Source organism: Rhodococcus sp. 06-462-5 (assembly GCF_002258315.1).
Taxonomy (GTDB): Bacteria; Actinomycetota; Actinomycetes; order Mycobacteriales; family Mycobacteriaceae; genus Rhodococcoides.
The window spans coordinates 368842-393496 of the sequence record NZ_NOYD01000050.1; the positions used below are offsets into that span (position 1 = coordinate 368842).

General features: G+C 65.7%; 22 protein-coding genes. 13 read left to right on the top strand and 9 right to left on the bottom strand.

What is annotated here, in order from left to right; genetic code table 11:
- Positions 1–122: 122 nt before the first annotated feature.
- Positions 123–1235 carry a YihY/virulence factor BrkB family protein gene (locus tag CH251_RS23380; RefSeq protein WP_256979255.1) on the top strand — a complete coding sequence of 371 codons (1113 nt, stop codon included), beginning with the start codon at positions 123–125 and terminating at the stop codon, positions 1233–1235.
- Here CH251_RS23380 and CH251_RS23385 read toward each other — a convergent pair.
- A complete protein-coding gene (locus CH251_RS23385; RefSeq protein ID WP_068050652.1) occupies positions 1208–1444 on the bottom strand; it encodes a DUF3039 domain-containing protein in 237 nt (78 codons plus the stop codon). The genes CH251_RS23380 and CH251_RS23385 overlap by 28 nt on opposite strands.
- Positions 1445–1546: 102 nt before the next feature.
- Here CH251_RS23385 and CH251_RS23390 point away from each other — a divergent pair, with 102 nt between their 5' ends.
- The 3 genes from CH251_RS23390 to CH251_RS23400 all read left to right on the top strand — a co-directional run bounded on the left by CH251_RS23390 (position 1547) and on the right by CH251_RS23400 (position 4592).
- The gene (locus CH251_RS23390) at positions 1547–1915 is read left to right on the top strand and encodes a DUF3099 domain-containing protein (protein WP_094615264.1); all 369 of its coding nucleotides are present in this window, start codon (positions 1547–1549) and stop codon (positions 1913–1915) included.
- A gap of 33 nt (positions 1916–1948) precedes the next feature.
- Positions 1949–3442, top strand: coding sequence for a class I SAM-dependent methyltransferase (locus tag CH251_RS23395; RefSeq protein ID WP_094615265.1), 1494 nt, complete (start codon positions 1949–1951; stop codon positions 3440–3442).
- Positions 3443–3620: 178 nt separating this feature from the next.
- Positions 3621–4592 (top strand): sigma-70 family RNA polymerase sigma factor, encoded by a 972-nt coding sequence (locus CH251_RS23400; RefSeq protein ID WP_032377730.1) that lies wholly within the window; start codon positions 3621–3623, stop codon positions 4590–4592.
- Positions 4593–4719: 127 nt separating this feature from the next.
- Here CH251_RS23400 and CH251_RS23405 read toward each other — a convergent pair whose 3' ends face one another.
- Together CH251_RS23405 and CH251_RS23410 are read right to left on the bottom strand one after the other, a co-directional pair.
- The gene (locus tag CH251_RS23405) at positions 4720–7377 is read right to left on the bottom strand and encodes a bifunctional GNAT family N-acetyltransferase/acetate--CoA ligase family protein (RefSeq protein ID WP_094615354.1); all 2658 of its coding nucleotides are present in this window, start codon (positions 7375–7377) and stop codon (positions 4720–4722) included.
- A 64-nt stretch (positions 7378–7441) separates the two neighbouring features.
- Positions 7442–8710 carry an acetoin utilization protein AcuC gene (locus CH251_RS23410; protein WP_094615266.1) on the bottom strand — a complete coding sequence of 423 codons (1269 nt, stop codon included), beginning with the start codon at positions 8708–8710 and terminating at the stop codon, positions 7442–7444.
- A gap of 185 nt (positions 8711–8895) precedes the next feature.
- On the opposite strand from CH251_RS23410, the gene CH251_RS23415 reads away from it, so the two are divergent.
- On the top strand, positions 8896–9582 hold the full coding sequence (locus CH251_RS23415) for a metal-dependent transcriptional regulator (protein ID WP_032397915.1): 687 nt from the start codon (positions 8896–8898) through the stop codon (positions 9580–9582).
- A 46-nt stretch (positions 9583–9628) separates the two neighbouring features.
- Positions 9629–10609 carry a UDP-glucose 4-epimerase GalE gene (galE, locus tag CH251_RS23420; protein WP_094615267.1) on the top strand — a complete coding sequence of 327 codons (981 nt, stop codon included), beginning with the start codon at positions 9629–9631 and terminating at the stop codon, positions 10607–10609.
- 39 nt (positions 10610–10648) lie between these two features.
- On the opposite strand, the gene CH251_RS23425 is transcribed toward galE, so the two are convergent.
- The 4 genes from CH251_RS23425 to CH251_RS23440 form a co-directional block, all read right to left on the bottom strand.
- Positions 10649–11764: a DUF4192 domain-containing protein gene (locus CH251_RS23425; protein ID WP_179273365.1), complete on the bottom strand. Its 1116-nt coding sequence runs from the start codon at positions 11762–11764 to the stop codon at positions 10649–10651.
- A 151-nt stretch (positions 11765–11915) separates the two neighbouring features.
- Complete coding sequence (locus CH251_RS23430) at positions 11916–12626, bottom strand: DUF5642 family protein (RefSeq protein WP_094615269.1); 711 nt, start codon at positions 12624–12626, stop codon at positions 11916–11918.
- Between the two features lie 112 nt (positions 12627–12738).
- On the bottom strand, positions 12739–13371 hold the full coding sequence (locus CH251_RS23435; protein WP_094615270.1) for an MBL fold metallo-hydrolase: 633 nt from the start codon (positions 13369–13371) through the stop codon (positions 12739–12741).
- The gene (locus tag CH251_RS23440) at positions 13368–14453 is read right to left on the bottom strand and encodes an S-(hydroxymethyl)mycothiol dehydrogenase (protein ID WP_094615271.1); all 1086 of its coding nucleotides are present in this window, start codon (positions 14451–14453) and stop codon (positions 13368–13370) included. The genes CH251_RS23435 and CH251_RS23440 overlap by 4 nt, the downstream gene beginning before the upstream one ends.
- Before the next feature lie 164 nt (positions 14454–14617).
- Here CH251_RS23440 and sthA point away from each other — a divergent pair, with 164 nt between their 5' ends.
- The 4 genes from sthA to CH251_RS23460 all read left to right on the top strand — a co-directional run bounded on the left by sthA (position 14618) and on the right by CH251_RS23460 (position 21018).
- Positions 14618–16033, top strand: a complete 1416-nt coding sequence (gene sthA, locus CH251_RS23445; protein WP_094615272.1) for a Si-specific NAD(P)(+) transhydrogenase — start codon at positions 14618–14620, stop codon at positions 16031–16033.
- A gap of 183 nt (positions 16034–16216) precedes the next feature.
- Positions 16217–17161, top strand: coding sequence for a proteasome assembly chaperone family protein (locus CH251_RS23450; RefSeq protein ID WP_094615273.1), 945 nt, complete (start codon positions 16217–16219; stop codon positions 17159–17161).
- Between the two features lie 228 nt (positions 17162–17389).
- A complete protein-coding gene (locus CH251_RS23455; protein WP_094615355.1) occupies positions 17390–18430 on the top strand; it encodes an alpha/beta fold hydrolase in 1041 nt (346 codons plus the stop codon).
- Positions 18431–18501: 71 nt separating this feature from the next.
- Positions 18502–21018 carry an RNA helicase gene (locus CH251_RS23460; RefSeq protein WP_094615274.1) on the top strand — a complete coding sequence of 839 codons (2517 nt, stop codon included), beginning with the start codon at positions 18502–18504 and terminating at the stop codon, positions 21016–21018.
- Here the strand turns inward: CH251_RS23460 and CH251_RS23465 are convergent.
- Positions 21005–21943, bottom strand: a complete 939-nt coding sequence (locus CH251_RS23465) for a hydrogen peroxide-inducible genes activator (protein WP_094615275.1) — start codon at positions 21941–21943, stop codon at positions 21005–21007. The genes CH251_RS23460 and CH251_RS23465 overlap by 14 nt on opposite strands.
- Before the next feature lie 154 nt (positions 21944–22097).
- On the opposite strand from CH251_RS23465, the gene CH251_RS23470 reads away from it, so the two are divergent.
- From CH251_RS23470 to CH251_RS23480, 3 genes are all read left to right on the top strand, one after another.
- Entirely contained in the window at positions 22098–22685 is a 588-nt protein-coding gene (locus CH251_RS23470) for a peroxiredoxin (RefSeq protein WP_032397906.1), read from the top strand.
- Position 22686: 1 nt separating this feature from the next.
- On the top strand, positions 22687–23226 hold the full coding sequence (locus CH251_RS23475; protein WP_037189489.1) for a carboxymuconolactone decarboxylase family protein: 540 nt from the start codon (positions 22687–22689) through the stop codon (positions 23224–23226).
- 77 nt (positions 23227–23303) lie between these two features.
- Complete coding sequence (locus tag CH251_RS23480; protein WP_094615276.1) at positions 23304–23975, top strand: PhzF family phenazine biosynthesis protein; 672 nt, start codon at positions 23304–23306, stop codon at positions 23973–23975.
- On the opposite strand, the gene CH251_RS23485 is transcribed toward CH251_RS23480, so the two are convergent.
- Positions 23965–24639 carry a hypothetical protein gene (locus tag CH251_RS23485; RefSeq protein ID WP_094615277.1) on the bottom strand — a complete coding sequence of 225 codons (675 nt, stop codon included), beginning with the start codon at positions 24637–24639 and terminating at the stop codon, positions 23965–23967. The genes CH251_RS23480 and CH251_RS23485 overlap by 11 nt on opposite strands.
- Positions 24640–24655: the final 16 nt, after the last annotated feature.

Consider the following 24655-nt stretch of genomic DNA (forward strand, 5'->3'; position numbering starts at 1 on the left):
TGTCCGCCGAGGAGCCTATCGCTCCGCACCGACCGATCCCGCATCGCTGGGGTGAGTCGGATGCGACACGGCGAGTCGGCTGTTAGGCGAAGTCGCCTTTCGTCAGGAATGCTGGAGGAACCATGAGCGAGTCTGCAGGCGGAACTCCACCACCGGAACGGTTGTCGGCGAGAAGGCCGATACACGCGGTGTGGAAAGTGACTCTGCGCACTCTGAGCAAAGCGTGGGACGACTCGATCTTCAGCAAGGCCGCAACGGCCGCGTTCTGGCAGACGTTGTCCCTGCCACCGCTGTTGCTCGGCGTGCTGGGCAGCCTGGGACTCGTCGGCGGATGGTTCGGACCCAACACCGTCGAGATCATCGAGTCCAAGATCATCACGTTCAGCAACACCCTCTTCAGCGGCAGCGTCGTGGACCAGATCATCGCTCCGACGGTCAAGGACGTCCTCGCCCAGGGCAGCGGCGAGATCGTGTCCGTGGGCTTTCTACTGTCGTTGTGGGCCGGGTCGTCTGCGATCTCGACGTTCGTCGACTCCATCGTCGAAGCGCACGGGCAGGCCGACGCGCGACATCCCGTCTGGCAGAGGTTCTTCGCGCTGCTTCTCTACGTGGGTTTCCTGGTGATCGCGGTCTTCGTGCTTCCGCTCGTCGCCCTCGGACCGGTGTACGTGCAGCAGGTCCTGCCCGATTCCTGGATAACCGTGGGCAGCGAGGTGATCGACTTCTTCTACTACCCGGCCGTCGGGCTGTTGCTGATCATCGGTCTGACCACGCTGTACAAGGTTGCTCTGCACACCTCTCTGCCGTGGCATCGTCTCCTCGGAGGAGCACTGCTGGCCGGGGTGTTCTTCATGATCGCGAGTGCGGTACTGCGCCGGTACCTCGGCTGGGTGACGAGCACCGGGTACACCTACGGCGCGCTCGCGACGCCCATCGCATTTCTGCTGTTCACGTTCTTCCTCGGTTTCGCCATCGTTCTCGGTGCCGAGTTCAACGCGACGATCCAGGAATTCTCGCCCGCACGGGCGACGCGAATGGACCAGATGCGGGAGTGGATCGCGGCGCAGGCCGCTGCCGACGACAAGCCGTCGGGACCGGTGACCGCTGTCGCCCGACGGCTGGCCACGGGGCCGATCAAACTGTCCGGCGACCGAGCACGTTCGGATCGTCCGGAGCCGACCCCGGACCGACACCCGGGAGACGGCGGTCAGTCGCCCTTCTTCAAGCCTTCGTAGACCTTCTTGCAGTCCGGGCACACCGGTGATCCGGGCTTCGCGGACTTGGTGACGGGAAACACCTCACCGCACAGCGCGACGACGTGCGTACCCATCACCGCGCTCTCGGCGATCTTGTTCTTCTTCACGTAGTGGAAGAACTTCGGCCGGTCGTCCTCGGTGGTTTCGTCCGGTGCGATATCGGGACGGTCCTTCGTCTGAGTGCTCATGAACACAGATTAATCCGTTTGGGCCGTGCATCCACAGCAAGGGGTAACCGGTTCCACAGCTCGTCGTATGCATTCTGTGAGCAGTAGTGCCACAGTGGAGGTATGACGAGAACCCCAGGGTTCGACGGAAGCGCGTACAGCGACTCGCCGGATGGGCCCGTCCTGATCACCGAGGCGCAGAAATCGGTCGAAGAGCAGCACAAAGCTCGCGTCCGCAAATACATGTTCATCATGTCGTTCCGCATCCCGGCGTTGGTGTTGGCTGCCATCGCGTACGGGATGTGGATGAACCCGTGGATCTCCATGGCGATAGTCGGAGCGTCCATTCCCCTGCCGTGGATGGCGGTGCTGATCGCCAACGATCGGCCGCCCCGCACCAAGGACGAGATGAGCCGATACGACTACCGGACCGTGGACAGGCCGCAACTGGAATCGAGCAACCACCGGGTGATCGAACCGGGCGACGACTGACGCAGCGGCCATCGCCGATGCGACACTTGCGTCGTGACTGCACCGAATTCCACGTCCCCGCTCGTCGTCGCCTGCTCCGATCTTCGTGAGGCCTTCGAGCGGGCGGGATACGACGCCGACGGCGTTCTGACGCTGCTCGGCCACGACGCCCACGCCGCCCTCGGTCGCAGCGAGCCGGTACCGGTACGCAACGCCAGCCGGGACGGCGGTGCGCTGGGAGTTCTGGTGCGTCTGTTCCTGCTCGTCGACGACTGCCCCGAGTCCGACGTCGCCGACGCCATCGCGCCACTCACGGTTGCCGACGCGGTCGCAGCCGGGATTCTTGCTCGATCCGGATCGACGGTGCGCACGCTGCTCGACATTCGCCCGCTCGACGCCGGGCACGGAACTCGGTGGATCGTCTCGGATCCGGACGGCAGCATGCGCGCAGCCGAGACCGCTCCCGACCACGTGCTCGGCGTCGGGCAGGCCTCGTTGTCACTGTTGCGCGGAACGCCCACGTCCCCGGCGACCACCGTTCTCGACGTCGGCACCGGCTGCGGCGTCCAGGCCGTACACGCCTGCGGCTACGCGGAGCAGGTGACCGCGACCGACATCAGTCCCCGATCGATGGACCTCGCCGCGGCGACGATGGCGCTCAACGGCCTCGACGTCGAGCTGTTGCACGGTTCGTGGTTCGAGCCCGTCGCCGGGCGTCGCTTCGATCGCATCGTCGCCAACCCGCCGTTCGTCGTCGGCCGGGCCGAAGTGCAGCACTCGTACCGCGATTCCGGCCTCGACCTCGACGGAGCGAGCGCTCTGATGATCGGCCGAGCCCCGGACCACCTGACGCTCGGCGGTACCGCGGCCATCCTGGCGTCATGGGTGCACGTCCGCGGTGAGGACTGGCGTGCGCGGGTGGCGTCGTGGCTGCCCGCGCACGGAATCGACGCCTGGGTCGTCGAGCGTGACGTCGCGGACCCTGCGCTCTACGTGGGCACATGGATGCGTGACGGCGGACTCGATCCCCGCGATCCCGACGCGGCCGCGGTGGCACAGTCCTGGCTCGATCACTTCGCCGCCGCCGATGTCGAGGGAATCGGCTTCGGGTTCGTCTATCTCCGCGCAACGGATACGCCGACCGACCTGCTCGCCGAGGAGCTCACGCACGGCTTCTCCGACCCGCTGGGCAACGAATCGATCGAGTACTTCGCGCGGCTGGACTGGCTGCGCGAGCACGACATCCTCGACTCGGTTCTCACTCTCGACCCGAACACCGCACTCGAACGCATCTACCTTCCCGGCGAGGAGGGCTGGGCTCCGGTGGCGGTGCGGGTCCATCGCGGCAACGGCCCGCAGTGGCAGCACGACGTCGACGAACTCGGTGCGGCTCTGCTCGCCGGGCTACGCCCCGACGGTCTACCGGTCGGTGAACTGGTGGAATTGCTCGCCGCTGCGCACGACGAGGACGCCGAGGAACTGGCAGTGCACGCGGTGACGATGATGCAGGGTCTCGTCCGGCACGGCCTGGTTCTGCCGGCTCGATGAGTCCCCGACATCGCCCCGGGAGAGCGACCGTTCCCGGCGGCGTCACTTCTCAGCAACTTCTCAGGACGACCATGACGTAATCCCTGGTCACACGGGTATCCACAGGATCGGCGTGGGAACTTATCGGAGTCTCCCGAGCGTTGAACCCTGTGAGACACCACCGACCAGGAGGCAAGTCATGACCAGCCCCAGCACCACGATTCGTCCGCGGCCCACCGATGCCGATCTGGACGCCCAGAGCCCAGCAGCCGATCTCGTTCGCGTGTACCTCAACGGCATCGGCCGCACCGCGTTGCTGACGGCTGCCGAAGAAGTCGATCTGGCCAAGAGGATCGAGGCTGGTCTCTACGCCAAGCAGGTCCTCGAGAACACGAAGCGACTGAGCGCAGTCAAGAAGCGCAACCTCGCCATCATCGTTCGCGACGGCAGTGCTGCACGCAGCCACCTGCTCGAAGCGAACCTTCGCCTGGTCGTGTCTCTCGCCAAGCGCTACACCGGTCGCGGTATGCCCCTGCTCGACCTGATCCAGGAGGGCAACCTCGGACTCATCCGCGCGATGGAGAAGTTCGACTACGCCAAGGGCTTCAAGTTCTCGACCTACGCGACGTGGTGGATTCGTCAGGCCATCACCCGCGGTATGGCAGATCAGAGCCGCACGATCCGGCTGCCCGTCCACTTGGTCGAACAGGTCAACAAATTGGCCAGGATCAAGCGCGAGCTGCATCAGCAGCTCGGCCGCGAGGCAACGGACGAAGAGCTGTCGAGCGAGTCGGGTATCGCGGTGGAGAAGATCGCGGATCTGCTCGACCACAGCCGCGACCCGGTCAGCCTGGACATGCCGGTCGGCAGCGACGAGGAAGCACCTCTCGGCGACTTCATCGAGGATTCCGAAGCCACTTCCGCAGAGAACGCCGTCATCGCCGGACTGCTGCACAGCGACGTCCGTGTCGTTCTCGGCACGCTCGACGAGCGGGAGCAGCAGGTCATTCGTCTGCGCTACGGCCTGGACGACGGACAGCCCCGCACCCTCGATCAGATCGGCAAGCTCTTCGGGCTCTCCCGCGAGCGCGTCCGTCAGATCGAGCGCGAGGTCATGGTCAAGCTTCGGCAGGGCGACCGCGCCGAGAAGCTGCGGTCCTACGCCAGCTGAGTACAGCCACCGACCGGTGGAGCGGCGGTGACCATCCCCGTTCGCGCCGCCTCACGCGGTAGCCGAGTCGACGTTCTCTCCCCCTCGGGACGTCGACTCGGCTGCCGCTTTTTCGTGGCCGGTCCGGTCAGCGCAGGCGACGCGGACCCAGATCGGCTTTGGTGGGCTCGGGCCCGATGCGCACTCGGGCGTCGGTGATCTGGGCCCCGTCGGCGGACGCCAGAACCGGCTCACACGAGATCTCGCGAATGTCGGCGATGTCCTCTGCCAGTGCGGAAATCCGCTGAACGAGGTCGATCAGCGCATTCTTGTTGACGGGCACCGCGTTTCGATATCCGGACAACAGCGGAGCCGCCTTCGGCGCGTCGATCAGTTGCGCTGCCTCGTCCTCGGTCAGCGGCAGCACCCGATAGGCACGATCGCCCAACAGATCCGAGATCACCCCGGCCAGGCCGAACGAGATGAGCGATCCGAACGACGGGTCGTCCTGAACGCGCACGACGCAACCGATGCCCTTGACCGCCATACGCTGAACGTGCAGCAACGGCTCGCCGGATTCCGCCGCCAGATTCCGATACGCCACCCGCACTGCGGAGGCGTCGGCCATGTCCAGGCGAACTCCACCGAGATCAGGCCGGTGTCGCCACCGCTCCCCGGTTGCCTTGACCGCCACCGGATATCCCAGTTCGTCTGCCGCGGTGACGGCCTCTTCCTCGTCGGTCACGGTCCGAAAGGCCACGACGTCGACGCCGTAGCAGCCCAGCAGTTCGGCGGTCTCGAAGTCCGAGAGCCAGCGTCCGTGACTGCCCGCGGAACGCCATCGATCGACCAACTGCTTGGCACGGTCGGAGTCGATGCTCTTGGGACGGACGAGATTCGACACCGGCCGTGAACGCCACGCCGAGTAGCGCCAGGCAGCAGCCAACGCCGCAACGGCCCGCTCCGGACTCGAGTACGACGGCACCGAACCACGGACGGGGTGTCCACCCGGTCCGCGGACGGCGAGGACGTCGGGAATGCCCTCGGTGGCGAGGAACGTCGACAGCACGGGCTTGTCGGATCCACGGACGGCGTTGCCGAGCGCGGCCGCGAACGGTTCGACCTCCACCGCGACCGGTGGCACGAACACGACGATGACGGCGTCGATGTCGGATGCGGCCAAGGCCGACGACACGGCCGCAGCGAACTCCTCGGGGCCCGCCTGCGGACCGACATCGGTCGGATTGCTCGCGTGCAGGCCCTTGGCTCGCGCAGCGTCCACTGCCAGTACACCCAGAGCGGTCGAATTTCCCACCACGGCAACTCGCGGGCCGACCGGAAGAGGCTGATTTCCGAACAGGACGGCGCAGTCGAACAGTTCGGAGATGGTGTCGACCTGGATGACTCCGGCCTGCGCGAACAGTGCGCGCACGATCGAGTCGTCGATGTCGGCACCGATCGCATGTGCGGGCGGCACGGCCCCGCGGCCGCTCTTGACCGCGATGATCGGTTTGGTGCGTGCGACCCGTCGGGCGATCCTGGTGAACTTCCTGGGATTACCGAAGCTCTCGAGGTACAGCAGGATCACCTCGGTGGCCGGATCCGAATCCCAGTACTGCAGCAGGTCGTTTCCGGACACATCGGCGCGGTTTCCGGCCGAGACGAACGTCGACAGTCCCAGCCTGCGGTTCGCGGCCTCGTCCAGAATCGCAATGCCGAGGGCTCCGGACTGACAGAAGAACCCGACGTTGCCCGGAGTGGGCAGATGCGGAGCCAGAGTGGCGTTCAGACCGAACTCGGGATCGGTGTTCGCCACACCGAGCGCGTTGGGCCCGATCAACCGCATTCCGTGTGCCCTCGCGGCGAGCACCAGCCTGCGCTCGCTCTCCTGCCCCGCGGGTCCGGTCTCGCCGAATCCACCCGAGACCACCAACAAAGCTTTGACGCCCTTGTCGAGGCAGTCGTCGAGCACGGCGTCGATCGCATCGGCCGGTACCGCTGCGATCGCCAGATCGACCGGATCCGGTATGTCGTGCACCGTGGCGTAGGCGCGAACCCCGCGGACCGAACGATGGTCGGCGTTGACGGGATAGACCGGGCCGGTGAAGTTGCCCGCCAGCAGATTAGCGAGAACGGCGTTGCCCACCTTCGAGCTGTCCGTCGATGCTCCGATCACGGCCACCGATCGTGGACTGAGCACGTTTCGCACACTGCGGGCCTCGGCGGCACGTTCACGCGAATTACGCACCGAGAGCAGAGCTTCGCTCGGGTCGATGGCGAACTCCAGTCGCAGCACTCCCCCCTCGAAGGACCTGCTGACCTGATAGCCCGCTTCGCGGAAGACGGTGACCATGTTCCGGTTCTCGGCGAGCACCTCGGCGACGAACATGTTCACCCCGTTCTCGGCGGCCGCTCCCGCGAGGTGTTCGAGCAGGATCGGCCCCAACCCGCGGCCCTGATGCGCGTCGGCGACGACGAAGGCCACCTCGGCGGAATTGCCGTCTCCCTCGGGCAGTCGTTCGTATCGGCCGACCGCGATGATGTCGTCACCGAGCACTGCGACGAACGCCACTCGGTCGTGGTGATCGACCGTGGTGAAGTTGAGCACGTCACGCTGGGGCATCGTGGGGTAGGGACCGAAATATCGCAGGTATCTCGTCCGCTCGGACAGCCGGCCGTGGAACGCGACGATGCGCTCGGAGTCCGACGGGACGATGGGTCGTAGGTGCACCACACCGCCGTCGGAGGTCAGGACATCGGCAACCCAGTGCCGCGGAAACGATGTCTCCGCCCTCTCTCGGGCCAGGTCCTTGTCGCTCGGCTCCGACGCCGCAACGGCAGGCTCCTCGGCCGAGGGGCTGTCGGTCGGATCAGTCACGCGGGTCCTCCGGATCGAGTCCGAGCAGTGGAAACACTGCTCGACGGGTGGCGATGATCGCCGAGTCGACGCGTTCGAGCGCCCTGTCGGTGCCGTCGGTACCGGCGAGAGATCCACCGGGTCCGTCCCAGGCGGGATAGTCGACGTCTCCCCCGTCACCCATGGTCTGCGGCAGGTCGACACTCGGCGCCATGGTCCGTACCCGCTCGCGCCAGGTGTCCGGCAGCGCCGACATCGGGTCGATGTCGCGGCCGAGCGCGGCAGCGATGAGGTGCGTCCAGGACCGTGGAACGACGCGCACCAAGCCGTACCCGCCACCGCCGACGGCCAACCACCGACCTTCGGAATGCTTGTCCGCCAGATCGCGCATGGCCAGGAACGCAGCATTCTGGCCGTCGACGGTCAGGGCGAGGTCAGCTAGGGGATCTTCGCGGTGGCTGTCGACACCGCACTGGCTGACGATGATCTGAGGCTCGAACGCGCCGATCGCGCCCGGCACGATTGCGTGGAACGCGCGCAACCACAACCGATCCGCGGTGCCGGGCAGCAACGGAACGTTGATCGAGGTCCCCTCACCACGTTCGGTTCCCACCTCGGTGGACCATCCGGTGTTCGGCCACAGCGTCGCCGGATGTTGGTGCAGCGAGACGGTGAGCACTCTCGGGTCACCGAGAAAAGCCGCTTGGACGCCGTCCCCGTGGTGCGCGTCGACGTCGATGTAGGCGATTCGGTCGAAACCGTTGTCCAGCAACCACGAAATGGCGATCGCGGCGTCGTTGTAGACGCAGAAGCCCGAGGCCCAGTCGGCCATGGCATGGTGCATGCCGCCACCGATGCTCACCGCGCGTCGAGCACGACCCGACGCGATTTCGCGGGCGGCGGCCAGCGAGCCGCCTGCGAGCATGGCGCTCGCCTCGTGCATCTGCGGAAACACCGGGTTGTCGTCGGAACCGAGTCCGTGGACGACGTCGTCGGGATCGCGCAGGGCCGGGCCCTGCGACGGTGCCTGTTTGACGGCCTCGATGTAGGCGCTGGTGTGAAACCGGAGCAGCTCCGAATCCGGTGCAGCGGCAGGCTCGACCAGTTCGACGCCCTCGAGCAGGCCGATGTCGGTGGCCAGTGCCATCGTCAGATCGAGTCGAGTCGGGTTCATCGGGTGGTCGTCGCTCCACCGGTAGCCGAGGTAGTCCGCACTCCACACGACGATGTCCTCGGGGCGGTTCGGGATGGACGCGGCGGCGCGTGTCGCCTGATCAGACATATGGACAAAACTACGTTGTCGGGCGGGATGGTGTTGCCGGGTTCCGGTGTTGTCCCCAGAGTCCCCTTGTGAGAAGCCATGGGAAACGACGACCACCGTTGTGGTGCGCCGCGCCCGCTGCGACTGGGTGCAGCGCCTATTTCGGGGCGCTGACGGTAGGATCGAGCCCGACGAAGGGGTTGAGTGTGAAGGATCTGGTCGACACCACGGAGATGTACCTCCGGACGATCTACGATTTGGAAGAAGAGGGCGTGATTCCGCTCCGCGCGCGAATCGCCGAGCGGCTCGAACAAAGTGGTCCCACCGTCAGCCAAACCGTTGCTCGGATGGAGCGCGACGGGCTGTTGTCCGTTGCAGGCGATCGGCACCTGGAGCTGACCGAGAAGGGTCGAAGCCTGGCGGTTGCGGTGATGCGCAAGCACCGTTTGGCGGAGCGTCTGCTCGTGGACATCATCGGTCTGCGGTGGGAAGACGTTCACGCCGAGGCGTGCCGCTGGGAGCACGTGATGAGCGAGGAGGTCGAACGTCGTCTGGTGACCGTGCTGAACAACCCGACGACCTCGCCGTACGGCAACCCGATCCCAGGGTTGGCCGAGCTCGGCCTCGGCCAGTCGACTCTGGCACCGGAGGCTCTCATCCGCCTCACCGATGTTCCGGTGGGCCAACCGACCGCCGTCGTGGTGCGTCGTCTCGCCGAGCACGTTCAGTCCGACCCCGAGGTGATCGCTCAGCTCCGCGAAGCGGGCGTGGTCCCCGATGCTCGCGTTACAGTCGAGGCCAAGCCCGGATCGATCACGATCACGGTGCCAGGACACAGCGGTGTCGACATATCCGAGGAAATGGCGCACGCCGTCCAGGTGAAGAAGGTCTGACCTCCCACCGACGACGGCGTTCGACGCGTGTGAGGGAGAACGAACAGTGAAGCTTCTGGTTACCGGTGGTGCGGGCTACGTCGGCAGCGTCTGCGCGGCCGTGCTCGTCGAGCGCGGACACGAGGTCGTGGTCGTGGACAACCTGTCCACCGGTAACCGGGACGCCGTGCCCAGTGGTGCCACGTTCGTCGAGGGTGACATCAAGGACGTGGCCGCAGACGTGCTGATCGGCGGCGGTTTCGACGCCGTACTGCACTTCGCCGCGCAATCTCTGGTGGGCGAGTCGGTGGTCTCGCCCGCCAAGTACTGGAGCGGAAACGTCGTCACCTCGCTGGCGTTGCTCGATGCCATCCGAGCATCCGGCACCGCGAAGCTGGTGTTCTCCTCGACAGCCGCCACGTACGGCGAGCCCGAGAAGACTCCCATCACCGAGGACGCACCCACCCGCCCCACCAATCCGTATGGCGCCACCAAACTCGCGATCGATCATGCGATCACGTCGTACGCCGCGGCCTACGGCCTCGCCGCCACCAGCCTCCGGTACTTCAACGTCGCCGGTGCCTACAACGGCTTCGGCGAGAATCGCGTCGTCGAGACCCACCTGATTCCGCTCGTGCTCCAGGTCGCTCTGGGACAGCGCGAGAAGATCTCGGTGTTCGGCACCGACTGGCCCACTCCGGACGGTACGGCTGTTCGCGACTACATCCACGTCGCCGACCTCGCCGAGGCGCACATTCTCGCCGTCGATGCCGCACAACCGGGCGAGCACACCATCTACAACCTCGGCAGCGGCACCGGATTCTCCGTGCACGAGGTCATCTCGTCCTGCGAGCGCGTCACCGGCCTGCCCATCGCCGTCGAACATGCTCCCCGTCGAGCCGGTGATCCTGCGGTCCTGATCGCCTCGAGCGCACGTGCGGTCGAGGAGCTGAAATGGACGCCGGAGCTGACCGATCTCGATCGGATCGTGGCCGATGCGTGGACCTTCCTGCAGCAGCTCGGCGATCGGTCGCACGCAGCGCGCTGACCCGCGTCGCCGGTCGATCGTCGATGTGCCCGACTGCCGTCACCATCGACCGAACGGGTCGCCGGGCAACCGAACTCCGCAGGCGCGTGCACACGCGAAGCCGCTTTCGGCCACTTCGCGAACGATGTCGGGACCTGCGCCTGCGCTGAGCGATCTGTCCAGCAGTCGCGCCAGTGAGTAGGTCTCATCGGCTTCCAGTGCAGCGTCGATCGCGATGCGGGCCATCGGTCCGTCTCCGCGCACGTACGCGCTGAAGGCCAGAAGTGTTGCGGCGATGGCGCGTTCGCCCTTCGGCAGGACGCGGGACATCCTCGCCCAGAACTCTTCGACGAATCCCGCGTCGTCGCCGAGGGTCAACGCCAGCAGTGCGTCACGCACCTGAATGTGGCCGATCGCGAGTGCGATGCGAGCGATGTCGGTCGGGTCCAACTCCGTGTCGTACGGTCCTCGTGCGACGTACGACAGCACCGAAGTCAAGTCGTCGGTACGAGACCGGTTGCCGTCGCGTCGCTGTCGCGACATCTCGGCGGCCACTGACCGCACGGTTGCGTCGGGGCCCGGCGCGATGGTCTCGGCGAGCTCGCGCCTGGACCGTCGGACGGAGTAGCCGTCGAGCACGCGGGCAACGGTCATCGGCGACGCCGACGGATCGGATATCACGCCGTGCCGCTGCGGTCCGCGCAACGTCCACCATTCGGCGGAATCGGCGATCTCCGACGCCGCGAGGGCCTCGCCGAGCTGCACTCCGAACGATGCGAGTGTGGCGTCGAGTTCGATCACCAGCGCTTCGACGTCGAGCAGATGCGGTGTTCTGACGGCTCGATCGAGCCTGTCGTCGACGAACACTGCCATGACCGCGGGGATGTTCTCCATCGCGCAGTAGCCGGCCAGGTAGCCGATGACGTCGAGCATCTCCGGGGTCGCACGGGTGTGACTGCCTGCGCGCCGATCGATGTGCTCGCCTGCCAGGACGAGGTCGTGACGCATCGTGGGTCCGACGCAGGCACCGCCATCCTTCACCGCGATGAGCACCATCGATCGATGCGGGTGGAACCCGAGCATGGCCGGTACGGCTGCCATCAGGTCGCTCGGGTGGCCGAGGCGAACGCGATGGCGGGAGTCGAAGTTGTCGTGTGAGTTCGTCGGTATGTACATACCGGAGAATCCTGGCCGGGATCCCGACGACCGAACGAGTCTCGACCTGGGCTTTCGTACTGCCCTGTGGACAACTGCCGTGTTGTGGATGAATCGCATCGCCGGAGCTGGGGACGACCGATTCGTGTCGGTGCCCTCTGCTAGAGCTCGGTCAGCTCTGGCCGACCTTCTGGACTGCCGCGGTGAACAGCTCGTCGAGGGTCATCGCATCGGGCGTGCCCGAGCCGAACGACATGAACGTGGCCGACACTCGGACTCCGTCGATCTGGGCCATCAACGTCAGCATCGATTGCGTGACGGCGTCGCCGCCTGCTCCCGATGCAACGGTCTGCCGGACGGCCAAGGTGTCGTCCGCGTCGATGGGCGGTGCCGGGGTCAGAGTGGAGGTCACCGTCGAGGTCGCGCCGGACTTGGTTGCGGTCACCTCCCCGCACTGTTCGAGCTGCTCCTTGCGCGCCGAGAGCGGTTCGTCCACCGCGGTCAACTCGATCGAGATGGTGGATCGGCTGTCGTTGTCGGTGCCGACGATCATGGCCGTGCCCGTCGGGCCGAAATCCTGGTCGGCAGGCTTGCATCCTGCCGGGCTGACCTCTGCACCGGCAGGTATTCCGCTGAGATCGGGTGCGGCTTGCGAGATCGCCTGCTGGGGCAGAACCAGGGCGTCGTACGGTGCCGGGAAGCTGGCCGGGTCGATCAGCAGCGTGTTCAGATCCACATCGGACTGCGACGACGAGGTGGCGGCACCCGCGCTGGGCTCGGCAGTGCCGGTGACCGTGGAGCTGCAGCCGACCAGCACGAGAGCTGCGATCGCCGCCGAGGTCACGGCGATGGACAGGCGGGTTCTGCGTGCGGCGGGGCTCACAAGACGTCCTCTTCGAGTCGGTGGGACGCCGCAGCACACGCTCCGGCGTCCCACCACTGTCTCACTCCGACCACCTCGAACGCGGCAGGCGACCTACCGCAGTGTCGCGATCTCAGCTTCCGCGGGCGATCCACTCCTCTAGGTGCGGTGCTTCGTCGCCGATGCGCGTGCCGTCGCCGTGCCCGGTGTTGACGCGGGTCTCGACGGGAAGCGCGAAGAGCCGATCGCGGATGGACCCGATGATGGTCGGGAAGTCCGAGTACGACCGTCCGGTGGCACCCGGACCGCCGGAGAAGAGGGTGTCGCCGCTGAACAACTCCCCTGCCTCCGGCAGATACAGGCAGGTCGATCCCGGAGAATGCCCGGGTGTGTGCAACGCCAGGATGTCGGTTCCGGCCACGGTGATGCGCTGACCGTCTTCGAGGGTCGAGTGCCCGACGCCCGGGTGCGTCTGTTCCCACAGCATCTCGTCGGCTGGATGCAGCAGAATCGGCGCGTCGAGGGTGTCCGAGAGTTCGGGGGCGACGGTCACGTGGTCGTTGTGACCGTGCGTGCAGACGACGGCCTTGACCGTGCGACCGGCTACCGCGTCGACGATCGGGGCCGCAGTGTGTGCTGCGTCGACGATCACCACCTCGTCGTCGTCGCCGATGATCCAGATGTTGTTGTCGACGTCCCAGGTGCCACCGTCGAGACTGAACGTGCCCGAGGTGACGACATTCTGGACGCGGAATTGCCCACTCACAGGATCACGACCGATCGCAGCACGGTGCCCTTGTGCATCTTGTCGAACGCGCCTTCGACGTCCTCGATGGTGATGCGTTCGGTGACGAACTTCTCGAGCGGCAGACGGCCCTGCTGGTACAGATCCACCAACTGCGGGAAGTCACGCTCGGGCAGGCAGTCTCCGTACCAGGACGACTTCAGCGATCCGCCGTGGGAGAAGAAGTCGATCAGTGGCATCTCGAGGGTCATCTCGGGAGTGGGCACGCCCACGAGCACCACGGTTCCGGCGAGATCGCGTGCGTAGAACGCCTGCTTCCAGGTCTCCGGGCGACCGACGGCGTCGATGACCACGTCGGCACCGAATCCTCCGGTGAGCTCCTGCACGGCCTCCACCGCGTCCACCACCGAGGAGTCGACGGTATGGGTGGCTCCGAGTTCGAGGGCCCATTCGAGCTTGCCCGGGTCACGGTCGACCGCGATGATCGTCGACGCGCCGGCCAGGCGCGCTCCGGCGATCGCGGCATCGCCGACGCCGCCGCAGCCGATCACGGCCACCGAATCTCCGCGCGAGACGTTGCCGGTGTTCATCGCCGCGCCCAGCCCGGCCATCACCCCACAGCCGAGCAGTCCGACGACCGCCGGATCGGCGTCTGCGGCGACCTTGGTGCACTGGCCCTCGTGCACCAGGGTCTTCTCGGCGAATGCACCGATGCCCAGTGCAGGGGTCAGTTCGGTGCCGTCCTCGAGGGTCATCTTCTGGGCCGCGTTGTGGGTGTCGAAGCAGTACCACGGGGTGCCGCGCTTGCAGGCTCGACATTCGCCGCACACCGCGCGCCAGTTCAGGACGACGAAGTCTCCGACCTCGACGTGCTCGACGCGGTCGCCGATGGTCTCGACGATTCCGGCTGCCTCGTGTCCGAGCAGGAACGGGAACTCGTCGTTGATGCCGCCTTCGCGGTAGTGCAGGTCGGTGTGGCACACCCCGCAGGCCTGGATCTTCACCACGACCTCGTTCGGCCCGGGATCGGGGATGGTGATCGTCTCGATGGAGACGGGCTCGCCCTTGCTCTTGGCGACGACGGCGCGGACCTGCTGCGGCATGTGTTCCTCCACTGAAAATCGGGTGTTTCGTGCTCTGCTCAGCCTCGCACAACGCATCAGCACGTGGCGACATCTGCATGGGTTCGGCACCCCGAATCGTGGAGTTCACAAGGTTGTGACCGGGTGGGCACGCAGTCTTTGCGTGCGAGCGGTACCTATGACGAATGTCTGAACCCATGGAGTACGACCTGGTGGTCATCGGCTCCGGCCCCGGTGGCCAGAAGGCGGCCATTGCGGCTGCGAAGCTCGGCAAGCGGGTGGCGATCGTGGAGAAGGGCCACATGCTCGGCGGGGTCTGCGTCAATACCGGCACCATTCCGTCGAAGACCCTGCGCGAGGCCGTTCTGTATCTCACGGGCATGAATCAACGTGAGCTGTACGGGGCGAGCTATCGGGTGAAGGCCGACATCACTCCGGCCGATCTGTTGGCGCGAACCCAGCACGTGATCGGCAAGGAGATCGAGGTGGTGCGCTCGCAACTGCTGCGCAACCGCATCGAACTCATCACCGGCGTCGGAAAGTTTCTCGACGCGCACACCATCGTGATCGAGGACGAGTCGCGAGGTGAACGCATCACGGTCAAGGCCGCCAATGTGGTGATCGCCACCGGCACCGCTCCCGCGCGTCCCGCCGACATCGCGTTCGACGACTACCGCGTCCTCGACTCGGACGGAATTCTCAATCTCGAGTTCATTCCGGCGTCCATGGTCGTGGTCGGGGCCGGGGTCATCGGAATCGAGTACGCATCGATGTTCGCTGCCCTGGGAACGAAGGTCACCGTCGTCGAGAAGCGCGATTCGATGCTCGACTTCTGCGATCGCGAGATCATCGAGTCGCTGCAGTTCCACCTCCGCGATCTCGCAGTGACGTTCCGATTCGGGGAGGCGGTGACCGCTGTGGACGTCGGCCCGAACGGAACGGTGACGACCCTTGCCAGCGGCAAGCGGATTCCGGCGGAGACGGTGATGTATTCGGCCGGACGCCAGGGCCTGACGACGGCACTCGACCTCGAGAACGCCGGTCTCGAGGCCGACGCGCGTGGTCGCATCTTCGTCGACGAGCATTTCCAGACCAAGGTCGATCACATCTATGCGGTCGGCGATGTCATCGGATTTCCGGCGTTGGCCGCGACGTCGATGGATCAGGGCAGGCTGGCGGCGTACCACGCGTTCGGCGAGTCCAGCGCCAAGCTGACCGACGTACAGCCCATCGGCATCTACTCCATTCCCGAGGTCTCGTACGTCGGAGCCACCGAGGTCGACCTGACGAAGGGATCGATCCCCTACGAGGTGGGGGTGTCGAGATACCGCGAACTCGCCCGGGGTCAGATCGCGGGCGACTCGTACGGCATGCTCAAGTTGCTCGTCTCCACCGAGGATCGGTCGATACTGGGCGTGCACATCTTCGGGTCGGGTGCGACGGATCTGGTGCACATCGGGCAGGCCGTGATGGGGTGCGGCGGCACCGTCGACTACCTCGTCGATGCGGTGTTCAACTACCCCACGCTGTCCGAGGCGTACAAGGTCGCCGCACTGGACGTGACCAACAAGATCCGCGCTCTGGCCAATTTCGACCGTTGATGCCGCCCCCTGCGCGAGGACAGAACCGGGCCGGGAATGAACAGCGGTCCACCGGTTGTTCTTTCGGATAGTGAATCGCCACGATCGACGTCGGCGGGTACGGGGTTCGAGTCTGGGGTCGGCGTATTCTGACCCGATGCTCGCGTCGAGGTACCGACGAGTCGATCCGAAAGGGGCCCGGCCATGACCGAACAGTCGAAGATGTACGAGCTGGAGTTTCCGGCACCGCAGATCTTCTCCGACGACGGCGTCGGACCCGTCCTCGTGCACGGCCTCGAGGGGTTCTCCGACGCAGGTCATGCGGTGAAGTTGGCGACGACTCATCTGCGCGAGAGCCTGGAATCGGAGCTGGTCGCGTCGTTCGACGTCGACGAGTTGATCGACTACCGGTCGCGTCGGCCGACGATGACGTTCAAGTCCGATCATTTCTCGGATTACGACGCTCCCGAACTGAACCTCTATGCCGTCAAGGATCGAACCGGCACACCGTTCCTGTTGCTGGCCGGTATGGAACCGGATCTGCGGTGGGAGAAGTTCACCACCGCTGTGCGCCTGCTCGCCGAACAGCTCGGCGTCCGCCGGACCATCGGTCTCGGCTCGATCCCGATGGCCATTCCGCACACTCGGCCACTCGGTGTGACGGCCCACGCCAGCGACAAGGAGCTGGTCAAGGAGGGCAACAGCTGGGCGGGTGACCTGCAGGTGCCCGGCAGCGCCTCGTCCCTGCTCGAGCTTCGGATGGCGCAGCACGGTCACGAGTCGATGGGCTTCTCGGTGCACGTCCCGCACTACCTCGCCCAGACGGACTACCCCGGCGCAGCGGAAACGCTGCTCGAGAACGTCAGCGAGGCCGCCGAGCTGGATCTACCGCTGGCCGCACTGGGTGAAGCTGCGGCGCGGGTTCGGGAGCAGGTGAACGAGCACATCACCGGAAACGAAGAAGTCCAGTCGGTGGTGCAGGCACTCGAGCGTCAGTACGACACCTACGTTGCTGCGCAGGAACAGCAGTCGACGCTGCTGGCCAGTGACGAGCCACTGCCGAGCGGTGACGAGCTCGGTGCCGAGTTCGAGCGCTTCCTCGCCGAGCAGGCCGGTCTCGACGAGGGTGAGGACACCACCGAGCAGTAAGAGTGTGAACGGTCACAGAAGATGATCGCTCGGGCGGGCATATCGGACAGCCCGGGCCGATCGAAACATACCTGTAACCGCAAATACGCTCGATGTTCTGCCCCGAGCGTCATCTCGTGCAAGAGTCGTAGCAACACGTACTCCGGTACGTACGTCTACACACTCGTGCACGGCGTCGCCGTTCTGTACCGCCGCGCGCGGTGCACCAGGGAATTTCAGGAGGCGCAGATGAGCACCAATCCGCGCAGTCGCAAGCTCCGCCCGGTTCCCGACGAAGAACCACGGCTGATCTTCCGGACCATTCACGGATACCGGCGGGCGTTCCGCATGGCCGGTGAAGGCCCCGTGTTGCTGTTGATCCACGGGATCGGCGACAACTCCGAGACGTGGAACGAGGTCATCCCGCACCTCGCGAAGAACTACACCGTCATCGCTCCGGATCTGCTCGGGCACGGTCGCTCGGACAAACCGCGTGCCGACTACTCCGTCGCCGCGTACGCCAACGGCATGCGTGACCTGCTCTCGGTGCTGGGCATCGAACACGTGACCGTCGTCGGGCACTCGTTGGGCGGCGGCGTCGCCATGCAGTTCGCCTACCAGTTCCCGGGCATGGTCGACAGATTGGCTCTGGTCTCCTCCGGTGGCGTCACCAAGGACGTGCATCCCATTCTTCGTCTGGCGTCCATGCCGTTTCTCAGCGAGGCGGTCAAACTGCTCCGCCTGCCCGGCGCGATCCCCGCGGTGAAGTTGGCGGGCGGTCTGCTGAGCAAACTGCACAGCTCTCCCCTGCGACCCGGGTCGCTTCTGCACGACACTCCGGATCTGATCCGAGTGCTGAGCGAGCTCCCGGCCCCGACGACGTACGAGGCGTATCTGCGGACTCTTCGCGCCGTCGTGGACTGGCGCGGCCAGGTGGTCACGATGCTGGACCGGTGTTACCTCACCGAGAATCTGCCGGTGCTGCTCGTCTGGGGTGATCAGGACTCGGTGATTCCGGTCAGTCATGCGCGCCTCGCTCACTCGGCCATGCCCGGTTCGACGCTCGAGGTGTTCGAGAATTCCGGACACTTCCCGTTCCGGGACGATCCGATGCGCTTCCTGCAGGTCGTGGAGGATTTCATCGATTCCACACCGTCGTTGACGTTCGACGAGGTGCGGTGGCGGAATCTGCTCATCACCGGTGTCGGCGAGGACATGATCACCGGTAGCGCGAGCACCCGCCTCGCGGTGCTCGGAGCCATGGGTTCGGACGAACGCAGCGCCACCTGACGATTCGACTCACCTCTACCGGGCGCGGTGTCGATGCGGGTCCGGCCGACGATCCCACATAGCCTGTAGAAGTGCTTCTCACCGAACTGATTCCCGATACCGCCGCCGATCGGTCCGACGGCGTGGACCCGGACGTCCTGTTCGACACGTTCACCACCTGGACTGCCGATCGCGGTCTTACCCTGTATCCCGCGCAGGAGGAAGCTCTCATCGAGCTGGTCTCCGGCTCCAACGTCATCCTTGCGACGCCGACCGGATCGGGTAAGTCGATGGTGGCCATCGGAGCCCATTACGCCGCGATGGCCGCAGGCATTCGCAGCTTCTACACCGCGCCGATCAAGGCACTCGTCAGCGAGAAGTTCTTCGCCCTGTGCGAGATCTTCGGCGCCCAGAACGTCGGCATGATGACCGGCGACGCGTCGGTCAATTCCGGTGCCCCGATCATCTGCGCCACTGCCGAGATCGTCGCGAACCTCGCCCTGCGTCAGGGCGGCGGCTCCGACATCGGCCAGGTGATCATGGACGAGTTCCACTACTACTCCGAGCCCGATCGAGGGTGGGCCTGGCAGGTGCCGTTGATCGAGCTGCCGCACGCGCAGTTCCTGTTGATGTCCGCGACCCTGGGCGACGTCTCGTTCTTCCGGGACGATCTGACCCGACGCACCGGACGCACGACCACCGTCGTCTCGGGCACCGAACGTCCGGTTCCGTTGATGTTCTCGTACGTCACCACGCCGATCAGCGAGACCATCGAAGAGCTGGTGGAAACGCATCTCGCGCCGGTGTACGTCGTGCATTTCACGCAGGCCGCGGCGCTCGAACGAGCCCAGGCGCTGACGAGCGTCAATGTCGCGTCCAAACAGGAGAAGGCCGAGATAGCCGAGGCCATCGGCGCCTTCCGCTTCACCACCGGTTTCGGGAAGACCCTGTCGAGGCTGGTCCGGCACGGCATCGGGGTGCACCACGCCGGCATGCTTCCCAAGTATCGACGGTTGGTCGAGAAGTTGGCGCAGGACGGCCTGCTCAAGGTGATCTGTGGAACGGACACGTTGGGGGTGGGCATCAACGTCCCCATTCGTACGGTGTTGTTCACCGGACTGACCAAGTACGACGGTGTTCGCACCCGCAAGCTTCGGGCCCGCGAGTTCCATCAGATCGCGGGCCGCGCGGGTCGGGCCGGCTACGACACCCTCGGCACCGTCGTGGTCGAGGCCCCCGAACACGACATCGAGAACGCGCGTCTGGTGGCCAAGGCAGGCGACGATCCGAAGAAGCTCAAGCGCGTGCAGCGCAAGAAGGCACCCGACGGTTTCGTCTCGTGGGGCGAGCCGACGTTCGAGCGAATCATTGCCGCAAGTCCGGAGCCGCTCACGTCCCGGTTCTCGGTGAGCAACGCCATGCTGCTCAATGTCATTGCCCGGCCGGGCAATTGCTTCCATGCCATGCGCCACCTCCTCGAGGACAATCACGAGACCCGGCCCGCTCAGCGCAAGCACATCCTGCGGGCACTCTCGCTCTACCGCGGTCTCGTCGATGCAGGCATCGTCGAGCAACTCGACGAACCGGACGCCGACGGTCGACACGCTCGACTGACGGTGGACCTGCAACCGGACTTCGCGCTCAATCAGCCGCTGTCGACGTTCGCGGTCGCGTCCTTCGATCTGCTCGACGCCGAATCGCCTACCCATGCCCTCGATGTGGTCTCGATCATCGAATCGACCCTCGACGATCCGCGTCAGATCCTGATGGCCCAGCAACACGCCGCGCGCGGCGAAGCGGTATCGCAGATGAAGGCCGACGGCATCGAGTACGACGAGAGAATGGAGCTGCTCGAAGAGGTCACGTGGCCGAAACCTCTTGCAGAACTGCTCGTTCCGGCATTCGAGATCTATCGGGGCACCCATCCGTGGCTCTCCGAGGTCGGCCTCTCCCCCAAGTCCGTGGTCCGCGACATGGTCGAGCGCGCGATGACGTTCGCAGAATTGATCAGCCACTACGGTCTGATGCGGTCCGAGGGACTCGTCCTGCGGTATCTCGCCGACGCCTATCGCACACTGCGCCAGACGGTTCCGCCGGAGTCTCGAACCGAAGAGGTACAGGACATCACCGAGTGGCTGGGCGAGCTCGTCCGGCAGGTGGATTCGAGCCTGCTCGACGAGTGGGAGAACCTGACCGACCCCGGTGCCGAGCCGGAAGCACTCGTGGAGGCGTACGGATCCGACGTGCCACGTCCGATCTCGGCCAACCCGCGGGCCTTCCGCATCCTCGCGCGCAACGCGATCTTCCGCCGCGTCGACCTGGCGGCGCGCCGACAGTGGAATACCCTCGACGACCTCGACGACGGTCCGGACTGGGAGGCCGAACTCGAACCGTTCTTCGCCGAGTACGGCTCGATCGGAACCGGCCCGTCGGCCCGCGGCCCCGCGTTGTTCACCCTGAACGTCGGTGCGGACTCCACGACGGTCCGTCAGGTGTTGGAGGACCCCGACGGGGACCACGGCTGGTCGCTCGACGCCGTCGTCGATGTGCCGGAGTCCGACGCGGCAGGCGAGATCGTGTTCGACGAGATCGTGATCACTCCCGGCTGAGGCCACCTTCGTGGCCGGCGCGAACCTCGGTGGCGAGAAGACCTGCCAGCGCACTGTATTCGGCCGAGCGCGCGCTCGTGGATCGGTGTACGAGACCGATGGTGCGGCCGGGAGCAGGGTGCGCGAACTCTGCGGTGGACAAGCCCGCACGAGCGACCTCGACATCGACGGCGCTACGCGGCAGCAACGTCAGGCCCAGCCCGCCGGCGACGCACTGCACCACCGTGGTCAACGACGTCGCCCTGGTATCGCTCGCATCGGGCGCGATGTCGACCGAGCGGCACAGGTCGAGGGTCTGCTCGCGCAGGCAGTGCCCCTCGTCGAGCAGGAGCAGAGGCAGGCCCCGAAGCTCGGCGACCGTCAGGTCCCGACGCCCCGCGAGGGAGTGCTCGGGCGGGAGCGCGAGCACGAAATCCTCGGTGTACATGAATATTTCGATCAAACCCGGATCGGCGAGGGGCAGCGCGAGCACGGCGACGTCGAGTGCACCGGACCGGAGTGCGTCGAGCAGTCGCGCGGTGTGATCCTCGACGATTCGGGGCACGAGCTCCGGAAACTCGGCACGCATGGCGGGAAGCACCGTCGGCAACACGTACGGCGCCACCGTGGGAATGATCCCGAGCCGCAGGCTGCCGGTCATCCGGCCGTCCAATCCTGCTGCGGTAGCGACTAATCCGTCCACGGCGTCCAGTGCCGCGGTTGCCCGACCGAGCAACTGACTGCCGGCCGACGTCAGCAACACCCTGCGGGTGCTGCGCTCGATCAGCTGCACTCCCAGCCCCTGCTCGAGCGCAGCCAGAGCCTGCGACAGCGAAGGCTGGGTGATACTCAGTTGCGCTGCGGCAGAACCGAAGTGGCGATGTCGCGCGATCGCTACGAAGGCTCGCAGATGCGACAGGGTCGGCTGATAGCTTCGATCGGTCACGCCTATGAGTGTAGTGCCACTCATCACGTTTACCTTCGACATCATTTTTGGCACACTCGTACCGGTCGGCCGGGCTCGTACGGCTGCATTCACGCCATCGACCCGAACCGCCCACACACGGAACCGACGCGATCATTCGACACGAGGAGACCACATGGCACTGTTGACAATTGGCGACCAGTTCCCGTCATACAACCTGACCGCCGTCATCGGCGGAGACCTGTCCAAGGTGAACGCTCAGCAGCCCGACGACTACTTCACCACCGTCACCAGTGACGACCACGCAGGCAAGTGGCGCATCGTCTTCTTCTGGCCCAAGGACTTCACGTTCGTGTGCCCCACCGAGATCGCCGCGTTCGGCAAGTTGAACGAGGAGTTCGAGGACCGCGACGCACAGGTCCTCGGTGCGTCGGTCGACAACGAGTTCGTCCACTTCCAGTGGCGGGCACAGCACGACGAGCTCAAGACGCTTCCCTTCCCCATGCTGTCGGACCTCAAGCGCGAATTGGCCGCTGCCACCGGCGTTCTCAACGCCGACGGCGTTGCCGACCGCGCCACGTTCATCGTCGACCCCAACAACGAGATCCAGTTCGTGTCGGTCACGGCAGGCTCGGTCGGCCGCAACGTGGACGAGGTCCTGCGAGTCCTCGATGCACTGCAGTCCGACGAGCTGTGCGCCTGCAACTGGAAGAAGGGTGATCCCACCATCGACGCAGGCGAACTGCTGACGGCGAGCGTCTGACATGACGATCGACAACCTCAAGAACGCAGTCCCCGAGTACGCCAAGGACCTCAAGCTCAACCTCGGTTCCATCGCCCGTTCCACGGTGCTCAGCGAGCAGCAGTTGTGGGGCACCCTGTTGTCGGTGGCCGCAGCATCGAAGTCCGCGACGACGTTGAAGGAGATCGCCGAGGACGCCGCCGATTCGCTGTCGGCAGAGGCGTACAACGCGGCGCTCGGTGCCGCGTCGATCATGGGCATGAACAACGTCTTCTACCGAACCAAGGGATACCTGGACGGCAAGTACGACGATCTGCGCGCCGGCCTGCGCATGAACATCATCGGCAACCCCGGGGTGGACAAGGCCGACTTCGAGCTGTGGTCGCTCGCGGTGTCGGCCGTCAACGGGTGCAACCATTGCCTGGAAGCACACGAGAAGACCCTGCGCGCCGAGGGCGTCGACCGCGAGAAGATCTTCGAGGCCATCCGCGCCGCGTCGATCGTCGCGGGTGTCGCACAGGCGATCGAAGCAGGCCGAATCCTCGACGGTGCCGCCGTCTGAGCTTCGTTTCGAACTGTTCACCCAACGAGGGATCCGCAGTAGCGGGTCCCTCGTTCGGCTTTTGGTAGCGTCCGGGCATGGCTACCGACGTCTCCGTCGTCCGAGTGTTCACCGATGCCGAGGGCAGGTTCGGCAACCCCCTCGGCATCGTGGCCGCGGACGACGTCGACGAGGCGGACAGGCAGCAGTTCGCCACCGAGCTCGGCTTCAGCGAGACGGTGTTCGTCGATCGCACCGAGTCCGGTACGGCCTCGGCCACCATCTACACCCCCGCCGTGGAGCTACCTTTCGCCGGACATCCCACGGTCGGACTTTCGTGGTGGCTCCGCGAGCAGGGACACCCCGTCGATGTGCTCACCGTCCCTGCCGCACCGTTGAACATCCGCTACGACGGGGAGCACACCTGGGTTCGCGCCCGCGCCGACTGGACTCCGCAGTTCACCTTCCATCGGGTCGACGACGCCGCCGAGGTGGCGGCAGCCGATCCGAGTGCGTACGACAGTGGGCACCACTACGTCTGGGCCTGGACCGACGAGGAGCACGGCGCACTGCGCTCGCGCATGTTCGCACCGATGATGGGTATCGCCGAGGACGAGGCGACCGGTGCTGCCGCCGTCCGGCTGACCGGCGAACTCGGCCGGAGCCTGAACATCGTGCAGGGAGCCGGATCTCGGTTGCACACCACCATCGACGACGGCTGGGTGGAACTGGGCGGACGCACCGCGGCGGACGCGTCCATCAGGGTGTGACAGGCACGTCCACTTCGATTTCCTCGCCGAGACGAACACCGTCGGCGAGTGGCAGTCGATCGCCGCTCCAGAACTTTCCGGGGTCGAACCAGTTGGCCTTCCTGTTGCCGGTGAGCAGACCCATCGCGTCGTAGGTCGTGGCGACCACCTCGGCGCAGTAGGCGGTTTCGAGGGCCGCTCCCTCGCGCCGGTTGCGACGCAGTGCGGGGACTCGGCCCCGGAACCACCGACCGGCGAGCGCAGCAGTGGTCGGAAACGCTGTTCCGTCCATGCGGGCGATCGTGCGTAGCAGAGCGTCCTCCTGCGCTGTCGTCACGGACGGAGTGGAGCCTGCGGAACGACCCGGGTATCCGTCCAATTGCCGCAGCCAACAACGCTGTTCGTACTTCGTGGCCCATTGGGTGACGGCCGCACGCAGATCGTGCAGCTGCACACCGCGCTGGAAGTTTCCGCTCCACATGTCCTGCAACGACTTTCCCAGTTCGGCGTGCCACATCAGCGGCGGCAGGTCGTCGATCACGACGGCCATTCCGACGTGATTGACGGGACTGTTGGTCAGTGCCTGGATAGCGCGATCGGCGTTCGACTGTCCGCGGAAGATCCAGATGTCGCCCGTTCTGGTGGCCTCGACTGCGGTGTCGAGGCTGATTCGCGACGGATTCATGGTCCACACCCTAGAT